This window comes from Mycobacterium sp. IDUB_5 (genome assembly GCF_055419565.1).
The window spans coordinates 152,097-172,239 of record NZ_JBVAXX010000007.1; the positions used below are offsets into that span (position 1 = coordinate 152,097).

At 66.6% G+C, this 20,143-nt stretch carries 19 protein-coding genes; 10 read left to right on the forward strand and 9 right to left on the reverse strand.

What is annotated here, in order from left to right:
* Nucleotides 1-16: 16 nt before the first annotated feature.
* Nucleotides 17-745, reverse strand: a complete 729-nt coding sequence (locus ACZY1G_RS23280; RefSeq protein WP_463823734.1) for a sensor domain-containing protein — start codon at nucleotides 743-745, stop codon at nucleotides 17-19.
* Nucleotides 746-1,027: 282 nt separating this feature from the next.
* On the opposite strand from ACZY1G_RS23280, the gene ACZY1G_RS23285 reads away from it, so the two are divergent.
* From ACZY1G_RS23285 to ACZY1G_RS23310, 6 genes are read left to right on the forward strand one after another with little or no spacing between them, the layout of a single operon-like run.
* On the forward strand, nucleotides 1,028-1,768 hold the full coding sequence (locus ACZY1G_RS23285; RefSeq protein ID WP_463817448.1) for a GntR family transcriptional regulator: 741 nt from the start codon (nucleotides 1,028-1,030) through the stop codon (nucleotides 1,766-1,768).
* Nucleotides 1,768-1,995, forward strand: coding sequence for a 4Fe-4S dicluster domain-containing protein (locus ACZY1G_RS23290; protein ID WP_463817449.1), 228 nt, complete (start codon nucleotides 1,768-1,770; stop codon nucleotides 1,993-1,995). The genes ACZY1G_RS23285 and ACZY1G_RS23290 overlap by 1 nt, the downstream gene beginning before the upstream one ends.
* A 17-nt stretch (nucleotides 1,996-2,012) precedes the next feature.
* Nucleotides 2,013-3,434 carry an ABC transporter substrate-binding protein gene (locus ACZY1G_RS23295; protein ID WP_463817450.1) on the forward strand — a complete coding sequence of 474 codons (1,422 nt, stop codon included), beginning with the start codon at nucleotides 2,013-2,015 and terminating at the stop codon, nucleotides 3,432-3,434.
* A complete protein-coding gene (locus ACZY1G_RS23300) occupies nucleotides 3,431-4,288 on the forward strand; it encodes an ABC transporter permease (RefSeq protein WP_463817451.1) in 858 nt (285 codons plus the stop codon). The genes ACZY1G_RS23295 and ACZY1G_RS23300 overlap by 4 nt, the downstream gene beginning before the upstream one ends.
* Nucleotides 4,289-4,293: 5 nt before the next feature.
* Entirely contained in the window at nucleotides 4,294-5,028 is a 735-nt protein-coding gene (locus ACZY1G_RS23305; protein WP_463817454.1) for an ABC transporter ATP-binding protein, read from the forward strand.
* Nucleotides 5,025-7,712, forward strand: coding sequence for a fumarate reductase/succinate dehydrogenase flavoprotein subunit (locus ACZY1G_RS23310; protein ID WP_463823852.1), 2,688 nt, complete (start codon nucleotides 5,025-5,027; stop codon nucleotides 7,710-7,712). The genes ACZY1G_RS23305 and ACZY1G_RS23310 overlap by 4 nt, the downstream gene beginning before the upstream one ends.
* Before the next feature lie 3 nt (nucleotides 7,713-7,715).
* On the opposite strand, the gene ACZY1G_RS23315 is transcribed toward ACZY1G_RS23310, so the two are convergent.
* Nucleotides 7,716-9,047: a glutamine synthetase family protein gene (locus tag ACZY1G_RS23315; RefSeq protein ID WP_463823735.1), complete on the reverse strand. Its 1,332-nt coding sequence runs from the start codon at nucleotides 9,045-9,047 to the stop codon at nucleotides 7,716-7,718.
* Nucleotides 9,044-9,334 (reverse strand): WhiB family transcriptional regulator, encoded by a 291-nt coding sequence (locus ACZY1G_RS23320; RefSeq protein ID WP_463817457.1) that lies wholly within the window; start codon nucleotides 9,332-9,334, stop codon nucleotides 9,044-9,046. The genes ACZY1G_RS23315 and ACZY1G_RS23320 overlap by 4 nt, the downstream gene beginning before the upstream one ends.
* Nucleotides 9,335-9,588: 254 nt before the next feature.
* Here ACZY1G_RS23320 and ACZY1G_RS23325 point away from each other — a divergent pair, with 254 nt between their 5' ends.
* From ACZY1G_RS23325 to ACZY1G_RS23340, 4 genes are read left to right on the forward strand one after another with little or no spacing between them, the layout of a single operon-like run.
* Nucleotides 9,589-11,127 carry a sodium:solute symporter family protein gene (locus ACZY1G_RS23325; RefSeq protein ID WP_463823736.1) on the forward strand — a complete coding sequence of 513 codons (1,539 nt, stop codon included), beginning with the start codon at nucleotides 9,589-9,591 and terminating at the stop codon, nucleotides 11,125-11,127.
* Nucleotides 11,124-11,462: a hypothetical protein gene (locus ACZY1G_RS23330; protein ID WP_463817460.1), complete on the forward strand. Its 339-nt coding sequence runs from the start codon at nucleotides 11,124-11,126 to the stop codon at nucleotides 11,460-11,462. Before ACZY1G_RS23325 ends, ACZY1G_RS23330 begins: the two co-directional genes overlap by 4 nt.
* A complete protein-coding gene (locus ACZY1G_RS23335; RefSeq protein WP_463817461.1) occupies nucleotides 11,459-12,778 on the forward strand; it encodes an LLM class flavin-dependent oxidoreductase in 1,320 nt (439 codons plus the stop codon). The genes ACZY1G_RS23330 and ACZY1G_RS23335 overlap by 4 nt, the downstream gene beginning before the upstream one ends.
* Nucleotide 12,779: 1 nt before the next feature.
* Nucleotides 12,780-14,090 carry an NtaA/DmoA family FMN-dependent monooxygenase gene (locus ACZY1G_RS23340; protein WP_463817462.1) on the forward strand — a complete coding sequence of 437 codons (1,311 nt, stop codon included), beginning with the start codon at nucleotides 12,780-12,782 and terminating at the stop codon, nucleotides 14,088-14,090.
* 290 nt (nucleotides 14,091-14,380) lie between these two features.
* Here ACZY1G_RS23340 and ACZY1G_RS23345 read toward each other — a convergent pair whose 3' ends face one another.
* From ACZY1G_RS23345 to ACZY1G_RS23370, 6 genes are all read right to left on the reverse strand, one after another.
* Nucleotides 14,381-15,022, reverse strand: a complete 642-nt coding sequence (locus tag ACZY1G_RS23345) for a GPR1/FUN34/YaaH family transporter (RefSeq protein ID WP_463817463.1) — start codon at nucleotides 15,020-15,022, stop codon at nucleotides 14,381-14,383.
* Nucleotides 15,023-15,040: 18 nt separating this feature from the next.
* The gene (locus ACZY1G_RS23350; protein ID WP_463817464.1) at nucleotides 15,041-16,090 is read right to left on the reverse strand and encodes a hypothetical protein; all 1,050 of its coding nucleotides are present in this window, start codon (nucleotides 16,088-16,090) and stop codon (nucleotides 15,041-15,043) included.
* Between the two features lie 29 nt (nucleotides 16,091-16,119).
* Nucleotides 16,120-17,349 (reverse strand): acyl-CoA dehydrogenase family protein, encoded by a 1,230-nt coding sequence (locus ACZY1G_RS23355; RefSeq protein ID WP_463817465.1) that lies wholly within the window; start codon nucleotides 17,347-17,349, stop codon nucleotides 16,120-16,122.
* Between the two features lie 42 nt (nucleotides 17,350-17,391).
* Nucleotides 17,392-18,345: a LysR substrate-binding domain-containing protein gene (locus tag ACZY1G_RS23360; protein ID WP_463817466.1), complete on the reverse strand. Its 954-nt coding sequence runs from the start codon at nucleotides 18,343-18,345 to the stop codon at nucleotides 17,392-17,394.
* 65 nt (nucleotides 18,346-18,410) lie between these two features.
* The gene (locus ACZY1G_RS23365) at nucleotides 18,411-19,403 is read right to left on the reverse strand and encodes an isopenicillin N synthase family dioxygenase (protein WP_463817467.1); all 993 of its coding nucleotides are present in this window, start codon (nucleotides 19,401-19,403) and stop codon (nucleotides 18,411-18,413) included.
* 100 nt (nucleotides 19,404-19,503) lie between these two features.
* Nucleotides 19,504-20,142, reverse strand: coding sequence for a sensor domain-containing protein (locus ACZY1G_RS23370; RefSeq protein ID WP_463817468.1), 639 nt, complete (start codon nucleotides 20,140-20,142; stop codon nucleotides 19,504-19,506).
* Nucleotide 20,143 lies beyond the last annotated feature (1 nt).

The window sequence follows — 20,143 nt, forward strand, 5'->3', positions numbered from 1 at the left end:
CGCCATTCTCGCACCGTCAGCGGTGCGCGGCGATCTTGTTCGCGATCAGTTCGGCGACGCCGACGGCGGACCGATCCTGGCCCGCGGGGCGTGGGTCGGCGATCTCGACCTCGACGATGCAGTCGCCGGCCAGGGCGACCGCACGGTGAGCGGTCGGCGACGCAGTACCCGCCGAGGTGTGCAGCACGTTAGCCGACACGATCTGACTGTCGTCGAAGGCCACGTCGGCGATCCTGCTGAGTTCGCCGGCTCCGAGCTGATCACGAGCGACCGTGACCCCGTTGCATCGCCGCCAGCGCTCGCTGGTGGTGGCGAAGAACGTTTGCGCGGCAGACGGGCTGCCCATCTGGACGATGCCGAAGAAAGCGCTGACCGGTGGTCCGTCGAAGGTGCCACCCGCCCAGGAGTTGGTGGCCACCGACTGGACGGGGCTGCCGTCGTAGACCGCCTGCTGCATCCGGTACGCGGCACCGAGGCAGTCGGGCGGTGACGCTTCGCCGGCGCCGACGCTGCGCAGCAGCATGTCGGATCCGCCCTGCACGAGGTGGCCGGCGAAGCCGCTGGGTGGGGTGCCCAATTGCGCCGCCAACTCGGGCGTCGTCGGGAGGAACTGGCCGAGCGGAAGAGCCGGTGTCGGTTGAGCCGCTTCGGCGATCCTCACCACGGGCCGGTCGTCCACCGGCGCGGCCGCACAGCCGGCGAGCACCAGGCAGGCGCCGGCAGCCGCCGCGAGTTTGATGGACACACCCCTTCGATAGCACGTTGGGCGTGCGGGCGCGACCGGTTCGGCGAGAACACGGTCGCCATCAGCGAACGCCAGCGTGGACTTCTGCTCAGCGGGATCGCAAATTCGCCCGCCGCCGAGATGGTGGCGCATTGGCGATGTTCGGCGCTGTCCGCGCAGGTCCGAGCCGCTATCGGGTGGCGCATTGTCGGCAGCGTGGCCGGCACTCACCGTGACGGCGACGGCTCGCGTCTCGGCCCCCTTTAGCGTCGCCACCAACGCTGTTCCGACAGGAGGTGAACGATGACCGAGCCCGCGCCGACTCCGTTGCGCAGACCGCGCGCCGACCAGGCACGCCTGGTGGCCGACGTCGTGCGCCACCAGATCCATGCCGGCGGTTATCCCGACGGTCTGCCCACCGAAGCCGACCTGGCCGCCGACTTCCTCGTGTCGCGCAACGCCGTGCGCGAGGCACTCGCGGTGCTCAAGGCCGAAGGCTTGATCGACCGGGAACCCAAGGTCGGTACCCGCGTCGCGGTCCGCAAGTACGACCACGGGCTCAATCACCTCGTGGGACTGAAGGAGACGTTTCGCGATTACGGCGACATCCGCAACGAGGTCCGCGCCTCGATGACGGTCAGCGCCCCGCCGTCGGTGGCGGCCCGACTCGCTGTGAAACCCGGTGACTCCGTCGTGTTCATCGAGCGGCTCCGCTTTCTCGGCGAGTTGCCCCTCAGCCTCGACATGACCTACCTCGCGCGTGACATCGGCGAGGCCGTCCTGGAGCACTCTCTGGAGCACAATGATGTGTTCGCCCTCATCGAGCTCGTCACCGCCCAGCGGCTCGGTGGCGCCGATGTCGCGGTCGAGGCCGTGTCGGCCGACCCGCATTCCGCCGCCATCCTCCAGGTGCCGCAGTCCGCGTCCCTGCTGCTCCTCGAGCGGCTCACCCACCTCGACGACGGAAGGCCCGTCGACCTCGAGTACATCCGGCTTCGCGGCGATCGAATCACGCTGCGCAGCAACCTGATCAGAGGAGAATGATGGCCCAGGTCACCCAGCGCGTAGACGTTCCCGTCACCATCGACGAATCCCTGTGCATCGAGGGATGCACGCTGTGCGTGGAGATCTGCCCGCTGGATTCGCTGGCCATCAACCCCGCCAACGGCAAAGCGTTCATGCATGTCGACGAATGCTGGTACTGCGGGCCGTGCGCCGCCCGCTGCCCCACCGGCGCCGTCACCGTCAACATGCCCTACCTCCTGCGATGAGAACGCCGGCACGTTCGATGAAACGCCCACTCTCTCTGCTGCTCACCGCCGTCACCACCGCTTCGCTGGCCGCATGCTCACTCGGCGGTCAATCATCGTCGGCCGACACCATCCGCGTCGTCGTGGGATATCAGTCCAAGACCATCAACACCGTGACGGCCGGAACACTGCTGCGCGCCAAAGGTTTTCTGGAGAAGCGACTCTCCGACCTCGGAAAGTCCTCGGGCACGACCTATCAGGTCGAATGGCAGGACTACGACACCGGTGCGCCGATCACCGCCCAGATGGTCGCAGAGAAGATCGACATCGGCTCCATGGGTGACTATCCGCTACTGATCAACGGGTCCAAGACCCAAGCCAACGAGCGGGCACGCACGGAGTTGGTGTCGGTCACCGGCTACAGCCCGACGGGATCGTTGAACATGGTGGTCGTTCCGCCCGGTTCGCCGGCCCGCACCATCGCCGACCTGAAGGGCCAGAAAGTCTCAGCCAGTGTCGGTTCAGCCGGGCACGGCACACTCGTGCGTGCACTCGATAATTCCGGCATCGACCCCAAGAACGGGGTCGAGGTGCTCAACCAGCAGCCGCAGGTCGGCGCGTCCGCGCTGGAATCCGGTCAGGTGAACGCACTTTCACAATTCGTGGCATGGCCCGGTCTGCTCGCGTTCCAGGGTAAGGCGACGTTGCTCTACGACGGCGCTGAGGGAAAGTACCCGACCTTCCACGGGGTCGTCGTACGCCGTGATTACGCGAGTGGCCACCCCGAGGTGCTCGATGCGTTCCTCCAGGCGCAGTTGGATGCGACCGACTACCTCAACCAACACCCTCTCGAGTCGGCCAACCTCGTCGCCGAGAACAGTGGACTTCCGCCGGAAGTCGTCTATCTGTACAACGGCCCCGGCGGCACCAGCTTCGACGCCACCCTGAAACCCTCTCTCGTACAGGCTCTTCAGGGTGACGTGCCGTACCTGCAATCGATCGGTGAGTTCGCGCCGCTCGACGTGCCCGGTTTCGTGAATGCCGATCCGCTGAAGAAGGCGTACGCCGACCGAGGCCAGGACTACGAAGCGACCCTCGACAAGACCGCGAACCCCTCGGTGCTGCGCGGCCGTGATCCCGTGTGCGGCCTCGAGGTCACCGATGCGGCGCTCGCGGGAGAAGTGTGGATCGATGGCAAGGACACCACGCAAGCGGCGGCGAACCCCGACTGCCTGCTGCGCGCCGTCCGCGATGCCGCCGCCAGAGGTGACACCGTCCGCGCTGCCTACGTGCCCGATTCCGAGTTCGGCACCCGCTGGTTTGCCGACAAGTCCGTCTGGGTCCGCGATGGCACTCGCCACCTACCGTTCGACACGGCGGCGGGAGCAAGCCGCTACACCGCTACGCACCCCGGCGCGGTCGTCGTCGACTACCAGCAGGCCTTGGCGGGTGCAGTATGACGACGGTCCCGGCGGTGCTCGGCGCCGCGGAACAGCCGGCGACAGTGGCGCTGCCACCCCCACCGGCACGCCGCCGCAGTTGGCCGTCGGCGCTGGTGCGTGTCGCGTCGGTCGCCGCCGCGATCGGGCTGTGGCAGCTGCTGACCGCCAACGACGTGCGGTTGTGGCTGCGGTTCGACACTCTGCCGACCGTCACCGAGATCGTCCACGCGTTCGCCGCGCGACTGGGCACGCCCGATTACTGGCTCGATCTCGGCCAGTCGCTGATCCGCATCCTGACCGGCTTCGGGTTGGCCGCGATCGCCGGCGTGATCACCGGCATCCTGCTCGGTCGATCGCCGAGGTCGGCCGACGTCCTCGGGCCGTTGACCGAACTGGCCCGGCCGATCCCCGCGATCGCGATCGTTCCCGTCGCGATCCTGTTGTTCCCCACCGACGAGGCCGGGATCGTGTTCATCACGTTCCTCGCTGCCTACTTCCCGATCATGGTGAGCACCCGCCACGCTGTCCGAGCCCTGCCGACCCTGTGGGAAGACTCCGTGCGCACGCTGGGCGGAACCCGTCGAGATGTCCTCGTCCGGGTCGTTCTGCCCGGCATTCTGCCCGGTGTGTTCGGCGGATTGTCCGTCGGAATCGGAGTCGCGTGGATCTGCGTCATCTCCGCGGAGATGATCTCCGGCAGATTGGGGGTCGGGTACCGGACCTGGCAGGCCTACACCGTGCTCGCCTATCCGGACGTGTTCGTCGGCATCATCACCATCGGCGTGCTCGGATTCGCCACCTCGGCCGGGGTGGAACTGGTCGGGCGACGCGTGACACGGTGGCTCCCCCGGGGCGAGGAGAACGACCGGTGACCGGGATGAGTCTCACGCTTCGCGACGTCACCCTCAGCTATGGCGGCGCCCCCGTGGTCGACGGACTGGACCTGACTGTCGCGCCGGGTGAGATCTTGGTGTTGACCGGCCCGTCGGGGTGCGGCAAATCGACGGTTCTGCGCGCTCTGGCCGGCCTCCTTGCTCCGGATGCGGGGGTTGTGCTGGGCGACGGGGATCCCATCGTCACGACCTCGCGCGACCGGTCCATGGTGTTCCAGGACAACGCGCTGTTGCCGTGGCGCACCGTGCAATCCAACGTCGAACTCGCGCTCGCCCTGGCAGGCCGACCCCGACGGTTCCGTCGTGAGGAAGCGCTGAGGTGGATCTCCGACGTCGGCCTCGCCGGTTTCGAGGACTACCTGCCCAAGCGCCTGTCCGGTGGCATGAGGCAGCGTGTCCAGTTGGCCCGCGGGCTGGCCGGCGCGCCCCGCGCGGTCATGATGGACGAACCGTTCGGCGCGCTCGACACCCAGACCCGCGCCACGATGCAGCGACTGCTCATCGACACCTGGTGCGCGCATCCGACCACGATCGTGTTCGTCACTCACGACGTCGACGAAGCACTGCTGCTGGGCGACCGCGTCGCCGTACTAGGCCGCGCCGGTCAACCGCTGCGCGCGCTGCTCGACGTTCCCAATCCTCGCGATCCCTCGGTGCCGCGCACTGCGCTGCGCGCCGAGGTCATTGCCGCACTCGAGAATTCGGAGTTGGTGTCCTGATGCAGATTCCCTCGCTCGACGACGCGATTCGGCTCGACTGTGACGTCCTGGTCATCGGGGGCGGGACAGCCGGCACGATGGCCGCGCTCACCGCCGCCGAACACGGCGCGAACGTTCTGCTGCTGGAGAAGGCCCACGTGAGGCATTCGGGCGCGCTGGCCATGGGCATGGACGGCGTCAACAATGCCGTGATCCCCGGCAAGGCCACCCCGGAGGACTACGTCGCCGAGATCACCCGGGCCAACGACGGAATCGTCAACCAGCGCACCATCTATCAGACCGCCACCCGCGGTTTCGCTATGGTCCAGCGCCTCGAACGTTACGGGGTGAAGTTCGAAAAGGACGAACACGGTGAGTACGCCGTGCGCCGCGTGCACCGCTCGGGCTCCTACGTACTGCCGATGCCCGAAGGCAAGGACGTCAAGAAGGCCCTCTATCGCGTGCTGCGGCAGCGCACGATGCGGGAGAAGATCCGCATCGAGAACCGGTTGGTCCCGGTGCGGGTACTCACGTCGGCGGGCCGCGCGGTCGGTGCGGCCGCACTCAACAGCCGCACCGGCGAATTCGTGGTCGTGGGAGCCAAATCCGTGATCCTCGCGACAGGAGCGTGCGGACGGCTGGGGCTGCCCGCGTCGGGTTACCTGTACGGCACCTACGAAAACCCGACCAACGCCGGTGACGGTTACGCGATGGCTCTGCATGCGGGCGCCGAACTGTCGGGAATCGAGTGCTTCCAGATCAATCCGTTGATCAAGGACTACAACGGTCCGGCCTGCGCCTACGTGGCGAACCCGTTCGGCGGATACCAGGTCAACGCTCTCGGAGAGCGCTTCGTCGACTCCGACTACTGGTCGGGTCAGATGATGGCCGAGGTCAAGAGCGAGATCGAATCCGCGCGCGGTCCGATCTATCTGAAGGTCAGCCACCTGCCCGACGAGACGCTGTCGACGCTGGAAGGCATCCTGCATTCGACCGAGCGCCCCACCCGCGGCACCTTCCACGCCAACCGCGGTCACGACTACCGCACCCACGACATCGAGATGCACATCTCCGAGATCGGCTTGTGCAGTGGCCATTCCGCGTCCGGAGTCTGGGTGGACGAGAACGCTCGCACCACGGTGCCTGGCCTGTACGCGGCCGGCGACCTCGCGTGCGTCCCGCACAACTACATGATCGGGGCTTTCGTCTACGGTGAGCTCGCGGGTGCCGACGCTGCGTCCACCGCCACGGAACTGGCTGCGCCGCAGAAGCTGCCGGCAGATCAGATCACGGCCGCGCACGAGCTGATCTACCGGCCGCTCCGTCAGCCCGACGGCCCGCCCCAGCCGCAGGTCGAGTACAAGCTGCGACGGTTCGTCAACGACTACGTGGCGCCGCCGAAGACGGCAGCCAAGCTGTCATTGGCGGTGGAGACGTTCGAGCGGATGCGCGCCGAGGTCGCCGGCATCGGTGCCACCACACCGCACGAGCTGATGCGGGCTGTGGAGGTGTCCTTCATCCGCGACTGCGCCGAGATGGCCGCCCGGTCGTCGCTCACCCGCACCGAATCCCGGTGGGGTCTCTACCACGACCGCAGCGACCTGCCGGACCGCGACGACGAGGCGTGGCGCTACCACCTCAATCTGCGCAAGACGCCCGGCGGTGAGATCGAATTCCTCAAGCGCCCCGTCGCGCCCTACTTCGTGCCCGTCCCCGGGCTCGACGAGATTCCCAGCGACACAGACGAACCGGTCGTGATCACCGAGCCGGCGCTGGTCGGCGGACGGGCACCCGCGTCAGAACTGTCGCGGGTGATCGACTCTGCCGGGCCGCCACCCTCGCCACGGATCGCCGCGGTCCTCGCGCTCGACGAGCCGTCCGTCGACGATCTCGCGCAGTTCTTGACCGACGATGACCCCGGAGTGCGGCGCACAGCCGTCGACGTCCTGACCGAGCACCTGTGCGATGGGTACGCCGAACTGCTCGTCGGCGCCCTGTCCGATGACGACGCCGGGGTCCGCAGGGTCGCTGCAGACGGGTTACGCGAACTGGTCGAGGTGTTGCCGAGCCCGGAATCGGTTGCCCATGTCGTCGATTCGGCCGACGCGGGGGTTCGAGGCGCCGCGATCTACGTGTTGAGTTCGCGCCGCGTCGGTGACGTCGAGACGTATCGCCGCCTGGTCACAGACCCCGATCATCGGGTCCGCATCGAGGCCGTCCGCGCGTTGGTGTCGGTCGACGACGCGGACGGCGTGGCTGCCGCACACACCGATCCCAACCGGGAGGTGCGCATCGCGGTGGCCGGTGGTCTGGGCACACTGCGGGCAGGCGCGCCGACGGTCCGGCTGCTGCTCGACGATCCCGACCCACTGGTCCGCGCTGCGGCGCTGGCCGCGATCGGCGACATCGGCTGGCACGAGGGTGACGGAGCGACCGTCGAGCAGGCGTTGGGCTCCTCCGCCTGGCAGATCCGTCAGGGGGCGGCGCGGGCGCTGGCCGGCGCACCATCACCGTCGGCCGCCGTGCCGCCGCTCTCACGTGCGCTGACCGACCCGCACCTCGACGTCCGCAAGGCCGCGGTGCTCAGCCTCACCCGGTGGGCGCCGTCGGAAGAGGCCGCGCGCGCGGCTCTGACCGGTGCCCTCGATGACGGCGATGCCGATGTCCGGGCTTATGCCCGCCGAGCTCTGGAGTCCGCACACTGACCATCACGAGCGGGTGAGATAGCGCGTGCGCTCCCAGTCGCTGACGTGCCCGAGATAGGCGTCCCATTCGCTGCGTGCGAGTACCGCGAAGTCCAGCACGGACTGTTCACCGAGGATGTCGAGAATGGTGTCGTCCTTGATGGCGAGCGCCACCGCGGTGCCCAGCGAATCGGGCAGGGGCACACCCTTGCCGTACAGGTTTCCCGCGGCGGGTTCGGGTGGCTCCCGACGGGCCTCCAATCCTGCGACGACGGCTGCCAGGGCTGACGCGACAAGCCAGTACGGGTTGGAATCCGCCGCGCCGGAACGCAACTCGATCCGCGACGCCTCAGGCGCGTCGTCCACGAGCGAACGTATCGCCGCGCTGCGGTTGTCCCGGCTCCAGTTCACCGTGTCGGGAGCGAACGTGTCCGGTGCGAAACGGCGGTAGGCGTTCACCGAGTGAGCGCCGAACAGCGTGATCGACGGGAGATGCTCGTACAAGCCGGCGATCGCGTAACGGGCGATCTGGCTCTCGGCGCCGTTGACCGCCGCGAAGACCGGGCGGTCGCCCTCCCAGAGCGAGATGTGCAGGTGCGCAGACGAGCCGGAATGTTCGGAGAACGGTTTGGGCATGAAGCTCGCGAGCTTGCCGTGCCGGCGCGCGACCTCTTTGGCGGCGTACTTGAGACGGGCACTGTCGTCAGCGGCGGCCAGCGCGTCGGTGTAGACGAGATTGGTCTCGACCTGACCTGGTCCGTATTCGGTCTGGATGCCCTCCAATCGCGTGAAGGCGCTCAGGGTCTCGTAGAGGTCGGCAATCAGGGGGTCGAGCCCGTTGGCGTTCTCGAGCGAGTACGCCTGGATGGCGTCGATGATCGGTGTGCCGTCGGTCTCGAGCAGGTAGAACTCGAACTCGACACCGATCTTGGCCGTGTAGCCGAGGTTCGCCAGTCGCGCCAGCACACGTTTGAGCACGCCGCGCGGATCGAGCAGCGACGGCGTGCGGTGGTGGGTGACGATGTCGGAGATCACGTGCCCCACGCCGGGGCGCCACGGGAGGCGGGTGAAGGTGCTGAGGTCGGGAACGGCGTAGACGTCCGGGTAGCCGCCGGCCCAGTTGGTCAGCGCCAGCGAATCGATGACCGTGCCGTCGGTGTTCCAGGCGAGCGCAGCTTCGCAGAAGGCGAAGCCGGTACCGGTGGCGCGGTCGAGGAACTGTCGAGCCGGTATCCGCTTGCCTGCGGAGTGCCCGAAAGAATCACTCCAGGCGACCTCGATCTCGGTCAACGTGCCGTCAACGATGCCGCGCCGCACGTCGTCGACGGCCACGCTCGGCCCGGCGATCTGCGTCATCGCGAACTCCTTCCGGCCGTACGCCGCGTCGGGGCGACGCCGCGCTCTCGGGGTGTGGTTGCACCCCACACCCCGTACCGTTCCGGAACGCTCATTGCGTGCTCACGGCAGCGGGACAGCACCGGGCAAGTGCGGCAGATCCGTTTGGCTTCTTCCTCATGGCGCCGCCGGATCGACCGATGATCGCTCTCGGGAAAGAACAATTCGGACGGGAACTCCAGGCAGCGCCCGTGCAGTTGCCAACTCCAGAATTCGTCCGGCGGCTCGATGGGCAGTGCAGCAGTCACCGTGGCATCGTCTCCGACCTCGCCGTGGCCCCCCAGATATCTGCTCGACGTGAGTGATAACGCACACCTGCGCGCTCGGTGGCAGCTCGCCCGGGAGGTCGTAACCAGACACCGTGGTTTGATTCGCCGTGATTCAAATGCTCACAGCGAATCACTGGGCCTGTCACAGTCTCTTCCGGCCCTCGCGGCGCAGTCTCCTGCCGCGCTTTCCCGTCAGCACGCGGTCACAGCGAGCGCGCACCACAGGAGGTCCTGTGTTCCACCCATCGAATCTGTCGCCTGGCATCGGCTTTGCCCTGATGCTGGGCTTGGGCGCATTCATGTTCTTCGTCGCCTATGTGGTGAAGTCAATGGTGAAGAACACTCACGATTTCGTGATCGCTGACCGCAGAATCGGTTTCGGCTTCGGTGTGGGCTCCGTCATCGCTGTGTGGACGTGGTCGATGGCGGTGATGATGTCCTCGGCACAGGCCTTCACCTTCGGGACGTCAGGTCTCATCTGGTTCGTCGTGCCCAACGGTCTGGCGGTGATGTTGATGGTGCCGTTCGCGATCAGGCTGCGCCGTCAGATGCCCGCCGGGTACACGATCGTCGAGTTCATTCGCGAGCGATTCCAGAACAAGCCCGCGACCACGATCGCGTTGGTGGCGATGCTGCTGGGTCTGCTCGCCGAGATCTTCATCAACCTGTTCGGTGTGGTCCTCGTGATGGGTGTGGTGTTCGGCATCAACCCGACCGTCGTCTTGATCGTCACCCTTGCCACCGTCACGATCTACTCCTACTTCGGCGGGTTGTGGACCTCGGCGATCACCGCCACGTTCAACACGCTGCTGATCACGGTGCCGGCGGCCATCGTGGTGCTGTACGTGCTGGCCAAGGTGGGCGGGCCGAGCCTCGTGTTCCAGAAGGTCGACCAGGCGGGCCCGAACACCTTGAACGCGTTCGACGGTGCCGCGGCCGCGGGCTTCGGCATCTCGCTGTCGCTGGGCCTGCTCGCCTCGACGATGGCCGACCAGACGTTCTGGCAGAAGGCCTGGGCGCTCAAGCCGGCGACGTTGGGACGCACCTTCGTGTGGGCCGGCTTGTGGTTCTACCCGATTCCGATCGTGCTCAGCCTGCTCGGCCTGGTCGGTCTGGGCTACGGCGTCAGCCTCGAAGATCTCGGCGCGGCCGGCCCCGGCGGCGTCGGACCGTACGTGATCAGCCACCTCGGGCTGCCGATCGTGCTGATCGCCCTGTATGTGCTGATCATCCTCAACGCGTGCTACTCCTCGATCGACGGCGCATTCTCGGCTCTGTCCTCCGTGGTGGCCGTGGACATCCTCAAGCGGGCCAAGCCGGACATCGCACCGAAGACCCTGTTCCGATGGACCAAGAGCTCGATTCTGATCGCCGGCGTCATCGGCGGCGTCGTCGTCAGCTCGGGCATCGACTATGTTGAACTCGTCAATACCGTCTACTTCATCAAGGCGGCGCTCATAATTCCATTGGCACTGGCGATCTTCTGGCGGCGAATGACGGCGCAGGCCTTCGTGTCCAGCCTCGTCTTGGCAGTGGCCGTCGGCTACCCGGTCCGCGAATTCGTCGGTGAGTTGCAGGGAATCATTACGTTGGAGGCGATCTCCCTAGTGGCTGCCGTGGGAATCAGCCTGGCGCAACGTCAGACGTTCGACTTCGCTTCCCTGACCCGCCGGAATTCGGCGCTGATCGAATCCGACCACGCGGTCGACTTCGGCGGAGCGATCGTGCCCGAGCGCGAGATCACCAGCGGCGACCCGGATCCGGTCCGATGATCGCGTTCTGGATCGCCGTCGCGATCGGTGTCGTCGTCGCCGCTGTCTACATCACTCTCGGCGTGCAGGCGTTCGGACGGGTGCGTCGCGAGGTGCTCTCCGACGCCGCCGTCGGCGACCGCGCCGGACTCCCGCTCGATTCCGGGGACGCGCTACCTGAAGGCGGCTTCACCTGGAAAGCCGTCGGCGCAGTGCTGGCCTCGACGCTGGTGATCGTGCTGCTCGGAGTCAACAGCGTTTTCTGGTACTTGCCGCCCCTGCTCGCCGTCGGCGCAGCCGTCGCCGTCATCACCGCGTTCCTTGTGGAACGCCGGACACAGAACGAGAGTTCATGAGCACGAAGAAAATGCACCTGCTGGGCTTCGTCCAGCACGGGGTGATGAACCACGCGTCGACGATGTGGGCGCACCCCCGGGACAAGGTGGGCTACCACTGGTCGCGGCCCGAATTCTGGCGTGACCTCGGCCGCACGATGGAACGCGGACTGTTCGACGCGATGTTCATCGCCGACGAGCTGGCCCCCTACACCACCTACAAGGGAAATTCCGATCCCGTCGTCAAATACGCCGGGCAGTGTCCGGTGCATGAGCCTGCGACACTGGTGCCGATCATCGGGGCGTTCACCAAACACCTCGGGATCGGCATCACGTTGTCAACGTCCTTTGTGCCGCCGTACATGATGGCCCGTCACCTGTCCACGCTGGATCACCTCACCGGCGGCAGGGTCGGTTGGAACATCGTGACGTCGTACTCCAAGAGCGAGTTCCAGGCGATGGGCAAAGAGAACCTGACGCCACGGGACAAGCGATATGAGGTGGTCGAGGAGTACATGCAGCTGCTCTACCAGCTCTGGGATTCGTGGGACGACGACGCGATCGTGTACGACCGCGAGAACGGGATCTTCGCCGACCCTTCGAAAGTCCGCGAGGTCGACTTCCGGGGCGAGTTCTTCCAGTCCAAAGGTCGCCACTTCGTCGCTCCGTCACCGCAGCGGCGGCCCGTGCTGTGGCAGGCCGGGTCCTCCGAGCAGGGGCGCGAATTCGCCTCGAAGCACGCCGAATCCGTGTTCGGCATCTTCCCGACACCCAAGAGCATGCGGGCCTACGCGGACGACATCCGAACCCGCGCCGACAATCACGGCCGCGATCCGGATTCGGTGAAACTCATCTACGGTCTGCAGACGATCATCGACCGCGACAAGTCGCGGGCCAACGACCGCTACGCGGAGTTCGTCGAAAAGGTGCAGATCGAAAGCGCACTGGGAATTCTGTCCGGCCACACAGGATTCGACTTCTCCACTCTCGGCTTGGACGACAACGTCGTCGACGCCGACGTGCAGGGCATCCGAGGCCTGTTCGATGCGATTCTCGAGGCCAAGGACGGGGCGCCGGTGACCGTGCGCGAGGCAGCGCAGATCTACGGCGTGTCGATGGGTGCGCCGGTCGCGGTGGGGACCCCGTCAGATGTCGCCGACCAGATGGAGCAGTACGTCGACGAGGGCGGCTGCAACGGGTTTATGATGCTCGCGACTGACACGCCAGGCTGTTTCACAGACATGACCGAGCTGCTGGTGCCGGAACTGCAGCGCCGTGGCCGCTTCCGGACCCGCTATCCCGGAACGACGCTGCGCGAGAGCCTGCAAGAGTACTGAGTTGCGCAAGGCCCACTTTCTGGCATTTCTGCAGCACGGCGTCAGCAGCCATTCGGTGGGAATGTGGCGCCATCCCCTCGACAAAGTCGGCTACGATTACGCGTCCCCGAAGTACTGGCAGCACATGGCCCGAACTCTGGAGCGAGGGCTGTTCGACGCGATCTTCCTTGCCGACGAGCTGGCCCCGTACAACTCGTTTGCCGGCAGCTCCGATGCAACGGTGCGCTATGCGGTGCAGGCGCCGACCCACGAGCCGGGTGCCTTGACGACCGTGATCACCGGCGCCACCGAGCATCTCGGGGTCGGTGTCACGCTCTCGACCGCCTTCGAGCACCCGTACTCGATGGCGCGCCGGCTCTCGACGCTGGACCACCTATCGGGTGGCCGGGTCGCGTGGAACATCGTAGGGTCTTACTCCCCATCGGAGTTCGCAGCTTACGGCGAGCAGATGCCCGAGCGGTCGACCCGCTACGAGCGGATCGCTGAGTACGTCGACCTGTGTTGTGCGCTCTGGGACTCGTGGGAGCATGGTGCCGTTGTCGCCGACCGGACGAGTGGAATCTACGCCAATCCCGACAAGATTCGCGAGATCGACTTCACCGGGAAATACTTCCGCTGCCGCGGGCGGCATTTCGTCGCGCCTTCGCCGCAGGGCCGGCCGGTGCTGTGGCAGGCGGGTTCGTCAGACGAAGGGCGCCGGTTCGCAGCGGCGACCGCCGAGGCGGTGTTCGCGATCCATCCGACGGTCGAGACGATGCGTGACTACACCCGCGATATGCGAGCGCGTATCGCAGCGGCGGGACGCGACCCTGCGTCGGTCAGGTTCTACTACGGCGTGCAACCGATCGTGGCACTCACCGACGCCGAGGCGCACACGAAGGCCGAGTATCTGGAATCGCTGGTACACCCGGAGGCGACGCTAGCGATGTTGTCCGGACAGTTGGGCATCGACTTCTCCACCTACGATCCGTCGACGCCGTTGGACGACATTCCGGTGCCGGGAATCCAGGGCGTCAAGGACGCTCTGGTGGCGAGCGGCGCAGGTGCCGGCGTCACGATCGCCGAAGCCGCACACACATACTCGTTCCGATTCTCGATGCCGCAGGTGATCGGTTCGCCGGCCACGGTGGCCGATCAGCTCGAGCATTTCATGGACGACGGTGGCGCTGACGGCTTCATGGTGCTTGCGACCTACACGCCGGGCTGCTTCGAGGAGTTCGTCGACATGGTGGTGCCTGAACTGCAGCGGCGCGGCCGTTATCGGCACGCTTACCCGGCAAAGACGCTCCGCGACAACATACTCAGCGACTAGCCGTCCTCACGTCCAGGAGATCAAGATTGCACCTATGGCAACGAAGGCCACACCCAACGCAAGAACCGTCCACGCCCACCGTTCGGACATCCTCGTGACCGACAATTCCGCGATGACCCACGGCGTCGCTGGATCCTCCATGTCCACAGGCTAGGAAAAGCGGCTTGTCACCGGCGCGTGGAATAGACCGACGGCCGTCATTGTGGTCTCAAACAATCTCTGCTGTAACGATTTTCGTGGCATCAGCAAATCAGATCAGCCTGAGGAAAAGCAGCGAGGGGATCGAACGGTCACGCCTTGAGGGGTCGCCCCAGCGGCAGGGCACGTCCACCGGTTTCCTGCCAGAGCGCGGCGACCCAGAAGTAGATCACGAAGGCGACGAACACGAACACGGCCCATCCGCCGAGCCGGGTGGCGGCCACACTTCCGGTCACGTTACCCAGCAGCAGAAGCGCCAATGCGACATCGACCACGGCGAACAGCACCGGGAAGGTCCACGGAAGTCGGACCGTCAGGACCGTGAGGATTCCGATGGTCAGCAGCCAGCTCGCCAACCACAGGGACACCGTCTCCTGTACGCCGGCGGCCGGGATGCCGAACCAGTTGTGCGCCAGACCCAGCGACAACACCGAGTAACTCCCGTAGAAGCCGAAGAACGTCCCGTAGATCGTCGCGGTGACGTTCTGCCGCAGGGCGGCCGCCCAGATCGTGGTGATCAGCAACCCCACCGCCGTCCCCGACAGTAGGACAGGCACGGGTGCCGCTGCCGTCGACACGATGCCGGTGTTGGTGAATCCCAGCCCCACCGCGCCGGCGATGATGAGCGGCAGTCCGATCAGACCAGGGTTGCCGTCCGGCGGCGCCACGGTGTCCTCCGTGCGATCAGCGACGGAAAGTGCTGTCAACGAGGGTGATTCGACGATGTCGGTCATGATCTCTCCTGAGGAAGGTCAACGGGTGGCGAGTGCGGGCTGACGGGCGGCGCTGTAGCTCTGCCACGCATCGAGAACGACGGTGAGCTGCTCCGGTGTGTGACGGCCCAGGCCGCACTCGGTACCGATACCGAAGTGCGGGAGGAACTCCGCGGCCAGTGCAGCTCGTTCGAGCGCGCCGGCAGCTCCGTCTTCGGCGTGCAGGAGCCCGAGGTAGAACTCGGTCTGCGGCTCGATCGCGAGGGCGCTCAGCGGCTGCCAGTGAGCGCGCCTGTTCCAGGAGGCCACGGTGGCGGCCTGGATCGCGTCGATGCGGCGCGACACGTGCCGAGACAACCCGTTGGCGAGCGTGACGATGGCCGAGGCGTCGCGAGGCAGGACATGCCGGCCGCCGCGTGCGGCAGCTTCCTCGTCGGGCGGATCTCCCATGAACGGCGACGCGCCGAACTTCGAGTCGCCGTAGCAGAAGTGGAACGCCAGCTCGGCGTCATCGTGGACCCATGCGGCGAGCCGAGCCGTCGCCTCGAAGATCGGCTCCACGTCACCGTAGGGGTTGGCGAACCAGCCTTCGATAGTGGCCAGTTCGGTGGGCAGATCCCACTGGATGGCGAGGTCGGACGGCGGGACGAGTTCCTGCACGCGCTGCACGCTCGCGCGCAGAGAGCGTTCGTAGGCGTTGGCGATGGCCACCTGCGAATCCCACTCGGCGAAAGAGTTCACCGCGTTGAACGGGGTCGGGATCGACACGAGGAACCGGGAATTCTCGGCCAGCACACCATCCCGGCGCGCCGCGGCGAACCGGCGATACGAATCGGCGGCGATCGAGTGGTAGTCGACCGGCCCGAACTCGACCGCCACACCGGCGCGCACACGCGCACGCCCGTCGACCACGTCGAGGGTCGGGTTGTTCAGGAAGTGATCCGCCTGTGTCAGAACCCAATTGGCACGCTCGCCGGGTTCGCCATCGGGAACTCGGGTCACGCCGGGTTGAAGTCGAGCACCCACCAACGCGAACGCGTCGTCGACGGTGGCCACGTTGATACTGCCGGTGAGGTAGAAGCCGGTCATCGGGAAGTCCTTCGTTGGTCGGGTGGGGGTCAGAGCAGAACGCCGAGCCGCGGCGGGACGGTGCCACGCAGTGTGTGGTTGCCGAGGTGGACGTACTTCCATCGCGCCGGGTCGTGCAGTGAATGCACCCGTACGTTGCGCCAATGCCGATCCAGCGCGAACGCTCGATCGGTGGCGGAGGCTCCTGTGAGTTCGAAGATGCCACTGGCGATCTCCACGGCGAACTCCTGGGCCAGCGCCTTGGCGGCGGCCACGCTCAGTGAGGCCGCCGCTGCCCCGTCACGGGTGACCGCCGGCGCGGCGAGCGCATCGTCGACCAGGGTTGAACCGCGGGCGAGCAGAGCCTCGAGGGCGTAGAGCCGGGCGGTGAGTTCACCGAATCGACGTACGACGTGTGGCTCTTCGTCGGCACGTTCGACCCCGGCTTCGAACCAGGGGCGGCTGCGGGTGGTGACGAAGTGCGCGCCCTCGTGCAGGGCGGCCCGCGCGATGCCGATATCGATTGCGGCATGCAGTGCCTGGTCGAAGGCGCCGAGCACCGACGGTTCCGCGGTCACCGGATCAGGGGCGGGACCTTCGTCCACGACGAAGGTTCCGTCGACGACGACATCGCTGAAAATGACCTCGCCACTTGCCGTTCCGCGCTGTCCGAAGGCATTCCACCGATCCAGGTTCAACGTCACGCCGGCGTCGGTGGGGCGGACGAACACGGTTGCCCCGTGTGCCGGCGCAGTATCGCTAATCGTCGCTGCGACGGCGATCCACGAAGCGCCGAGCGTGCCGGTCGCGTAGTACTTCGTTCCGTTGAGAAGCCACGATCCGTCATCGCGACGCGCCACCGTGGTCCGCCGTTCGACGCTTGTGCGTGTGCCGCGCTCGACGGTGGCGTTACCGAGCTGGGCGCCGGAGAGCACATCACGATAGATGCTGGGCGCCGGCTCGGAGTGCCCGAGGCCTCGGATCGCTTCGAGCACGACATAGTGTGACAGCAGCAGTTGAGCGACAGCAGAATCTGCAACCGCGAGGATGCGCAGCACCTCCACCACCGACGCCCTCGGAAGGTCGGGCCCGCCGAAGTCGTCTGGAACCGAGATACCGAGCAGGCCCGACCTCGCGACGTCCTGCAGAGCTACTTCCGGCCAGACGCCGTCGATTTCACGCTCGACGACGCCGTCTGCGATGTTCGCCGCAACTGCCGTCGCGACATGCAGCGCTTCGTGAGCCGTTGACAGCAGCGGTGGTCTCGTGATCGTCGTCATGCGGAATACGCTATGGCGACAATGCGATTCGCGAAACCCGCATCAAGCGACGGTCAACGGCCGTGCAGAATCGCTGTAGACCCCGTCCGTGGAGAGCCGAGCCCCCACGGATCGCGTCAACGACAGCAGAGTGGCCAATATTGTGCCGTCCTCGGGAGTTCTACTGGTGGCAATGGAAATTCGACGCGCGGGACGGTATCCAGCAACCCTGCGGACGATGACGTCGGCGCGCGTACTTCCGACCGCCAGCGACGGGACCAGCGAGATGCCCACGTCGGCGGCGACCATGCCCTGAACTGTCGTGTAATCATCGGCGCGGAAGGCCACTGCGGGAACGAATCCCGAGTGCCGGCAGGTCTTCTGAAAGACGCGCACATCGGGACAGTCCCCTGTCGCCGTGCTGATCACCCACTGGTCGTTGGCGAGTGCGGAGAACGGCACTTCCGCGAGGCCGGCAAGGCGGTGCCGCGCGGGCAGAACGACCAAGAACTCGTCGTCGTATACGGGAACGATGTGTAGGCCAGGGACATCCGGACGTTCACCGGGCACTGAGGTGATGATCGCGGCGTCGGCTCCATCGGCGGTGAGTAGCGTGACGGCGTCCTCGGGATCGGCTGAGAGGAGCTCGATCTCGACGTCGGGGTGCTGACTGCGAAGCTGCGCCAGGGCCGGCGGAAGGATCGTTGCCGCCGCGGAGGCGAACGACGCGATCCTCAACCGGCGGGCACTCCCGACGGTCAGCATCTCGAGATCCCGTTCCGCCTCGGCCACCGCTTTCAGGATCGCCTCGGAGTGGTCGAGGAGGCGTTGACCGGCGGCGGTCAACCGCGCCCCGTTGGGCCCGCGGTCCAGCAGAACCGCGCCGACGTCGCGCTCGAGCGCACTGATCTGTTGGGACACCCCAGACGTCGTGTAGTTCAAATGCCCGGCCGCCGCGCTGAGGGAGCCGCGACCCGCGACTTCGGCCAGCACCACCAACCGCCGGATGTCGAACACCCCGCCAATCTATGGTCGACGCGGCCGCCGTTCGAGAGTTGCGCTCATGACGACGAAATCGGCCCTCAGTACGCCGATGCGACGCCGTCGGGGCGGATGCCGTGGTGGCGCTCCGCGACGTCGGGGTGGGCGCGAGTACGCGACTTCCACGCGTTCTCTCCATACGTGTTGAAGATCGGATTCGCCGGGTCCGTCTCGACGCCGCGCGAGAGGGCGGCCAGCTCGGGTGGGAGCGCGATGATCGGCACGAGCGCATCCAGGGCAGGGTTGAGGAAGAAAGGAATCGACACCCGATCGGTTCCCGGCCGCGGCGCGATCACTCGATGCCGGGTGGCGCGCAGGTAGCCCCCGCTGGCGACTTCGAGCAGCTCACCGATGTTCACGATGAAAGCGTCCGCGACCGGTGGCACGTCGACCCAGGTGCCGTCCGAGGTCTCCACCTGCAACCCTTCGGAATCCGGCTCTACCAGCAACAACGTCAGCACCCCGGAATCCTTGTGGGCTCCGACTCCCTGCTGGGTCTGCGTCGTCCCGGGATACCGCACGACCTTGATCAACGTGGCCGGTGCCGTGGCGAAGGCGGGATCGAAGACGTCCTCCTCGGCGCCCAGCGAAACCGCCCAGTGCCGAAGCAATTTCAACCCCACGGCAGACAGCGCACGGCTCCACTGCTCGAAAGCAGGGCGGAAGTCCGACGGTCGCTGCGGCCACAGGTTCGGGCCCTGCAGACGCCAGTAGCCTTGCGCGCCCTCGAGGACGGGCCGCTCGGGACCGATGTCGATCTGCTCGCGCCAGTCGACGAGCCCGTTCGTCAGTTCGCCGCCGAGCCGCGAATAGCCCCGGAATTGCGGGCTTTCAAGCTGGCTGATCTGGTTCTTCTGAACGATCGGCAACGCGAAGAAGGCACGAGCCGCCGCCAGCACGCGTGCGAACTGTGCCGAAGCCACGCCGTGTCCAGTGAGGTAGAAGAAGCCGCTGTCATGGGCGGCCTCACGCAGCTGGGTTCGGAAGCCTGTCGGATCCGAGTCGGCGGAGGCCAGGTCGAGTACCGGGAGCACCAGGCCATCATCGACGTGATGGTCGGTGGCTCGCTACCGACTTCGATCGATCCGCGACAGTCGTGAAGCAACACTGGACACTCGTGTGCTGGCCGCGACGTCAGGTCCGGTCGGCGTTTCTGGCCATCTCGGCCACCGCCGTGGCCGCCTCGTTGGTGACACCCGGCCCGCACACCATCGCCTCGACGACTGTCGCGACCGCGGCTCCCATCGCATGCTGGCACTGCTCCCCCACGCGGTCCGACCGCGTCGTGCGCTGGCTGGCGATGCCGTCGCTGTCCTCGACCGGTTCACGCTCCCAGGTGACCGGGGAGCGCCCGCCGGTCGTCACCGGCACACCCACGCACACGTCCCACGACAGTCTCGACATGTCGAGAATGCGCGCAGCGTCCTTGGCCGACCGGACGACCACCACGCTCTGCTGCACCGAGCCGGCGGGCGATTCCGACGTCCTGGTCAGGACCGCCGTCGGCGCGCCGTCTCGGTACATGTTGCGGTCCGCGATGTTCACCGTCTGCACGCACCCTGGCGGCCGGGTGCCGTTGGCCAGCTCGTCGGTGAACTCCTTACCATCGGGATCGCTGCGGAACCCGCTGGTGTGCAACAGTTCATCGAGTTCGACATCGCCGAGCAGCACGGAATCCAGCCCGCCCGACGGGGCGGGCACCGCGGTACCCGCGACGCCTCCGCTGCACCCGGTCACGAGGGCGGCCAGCGCCACCACGAGCCCGCGTCGCACG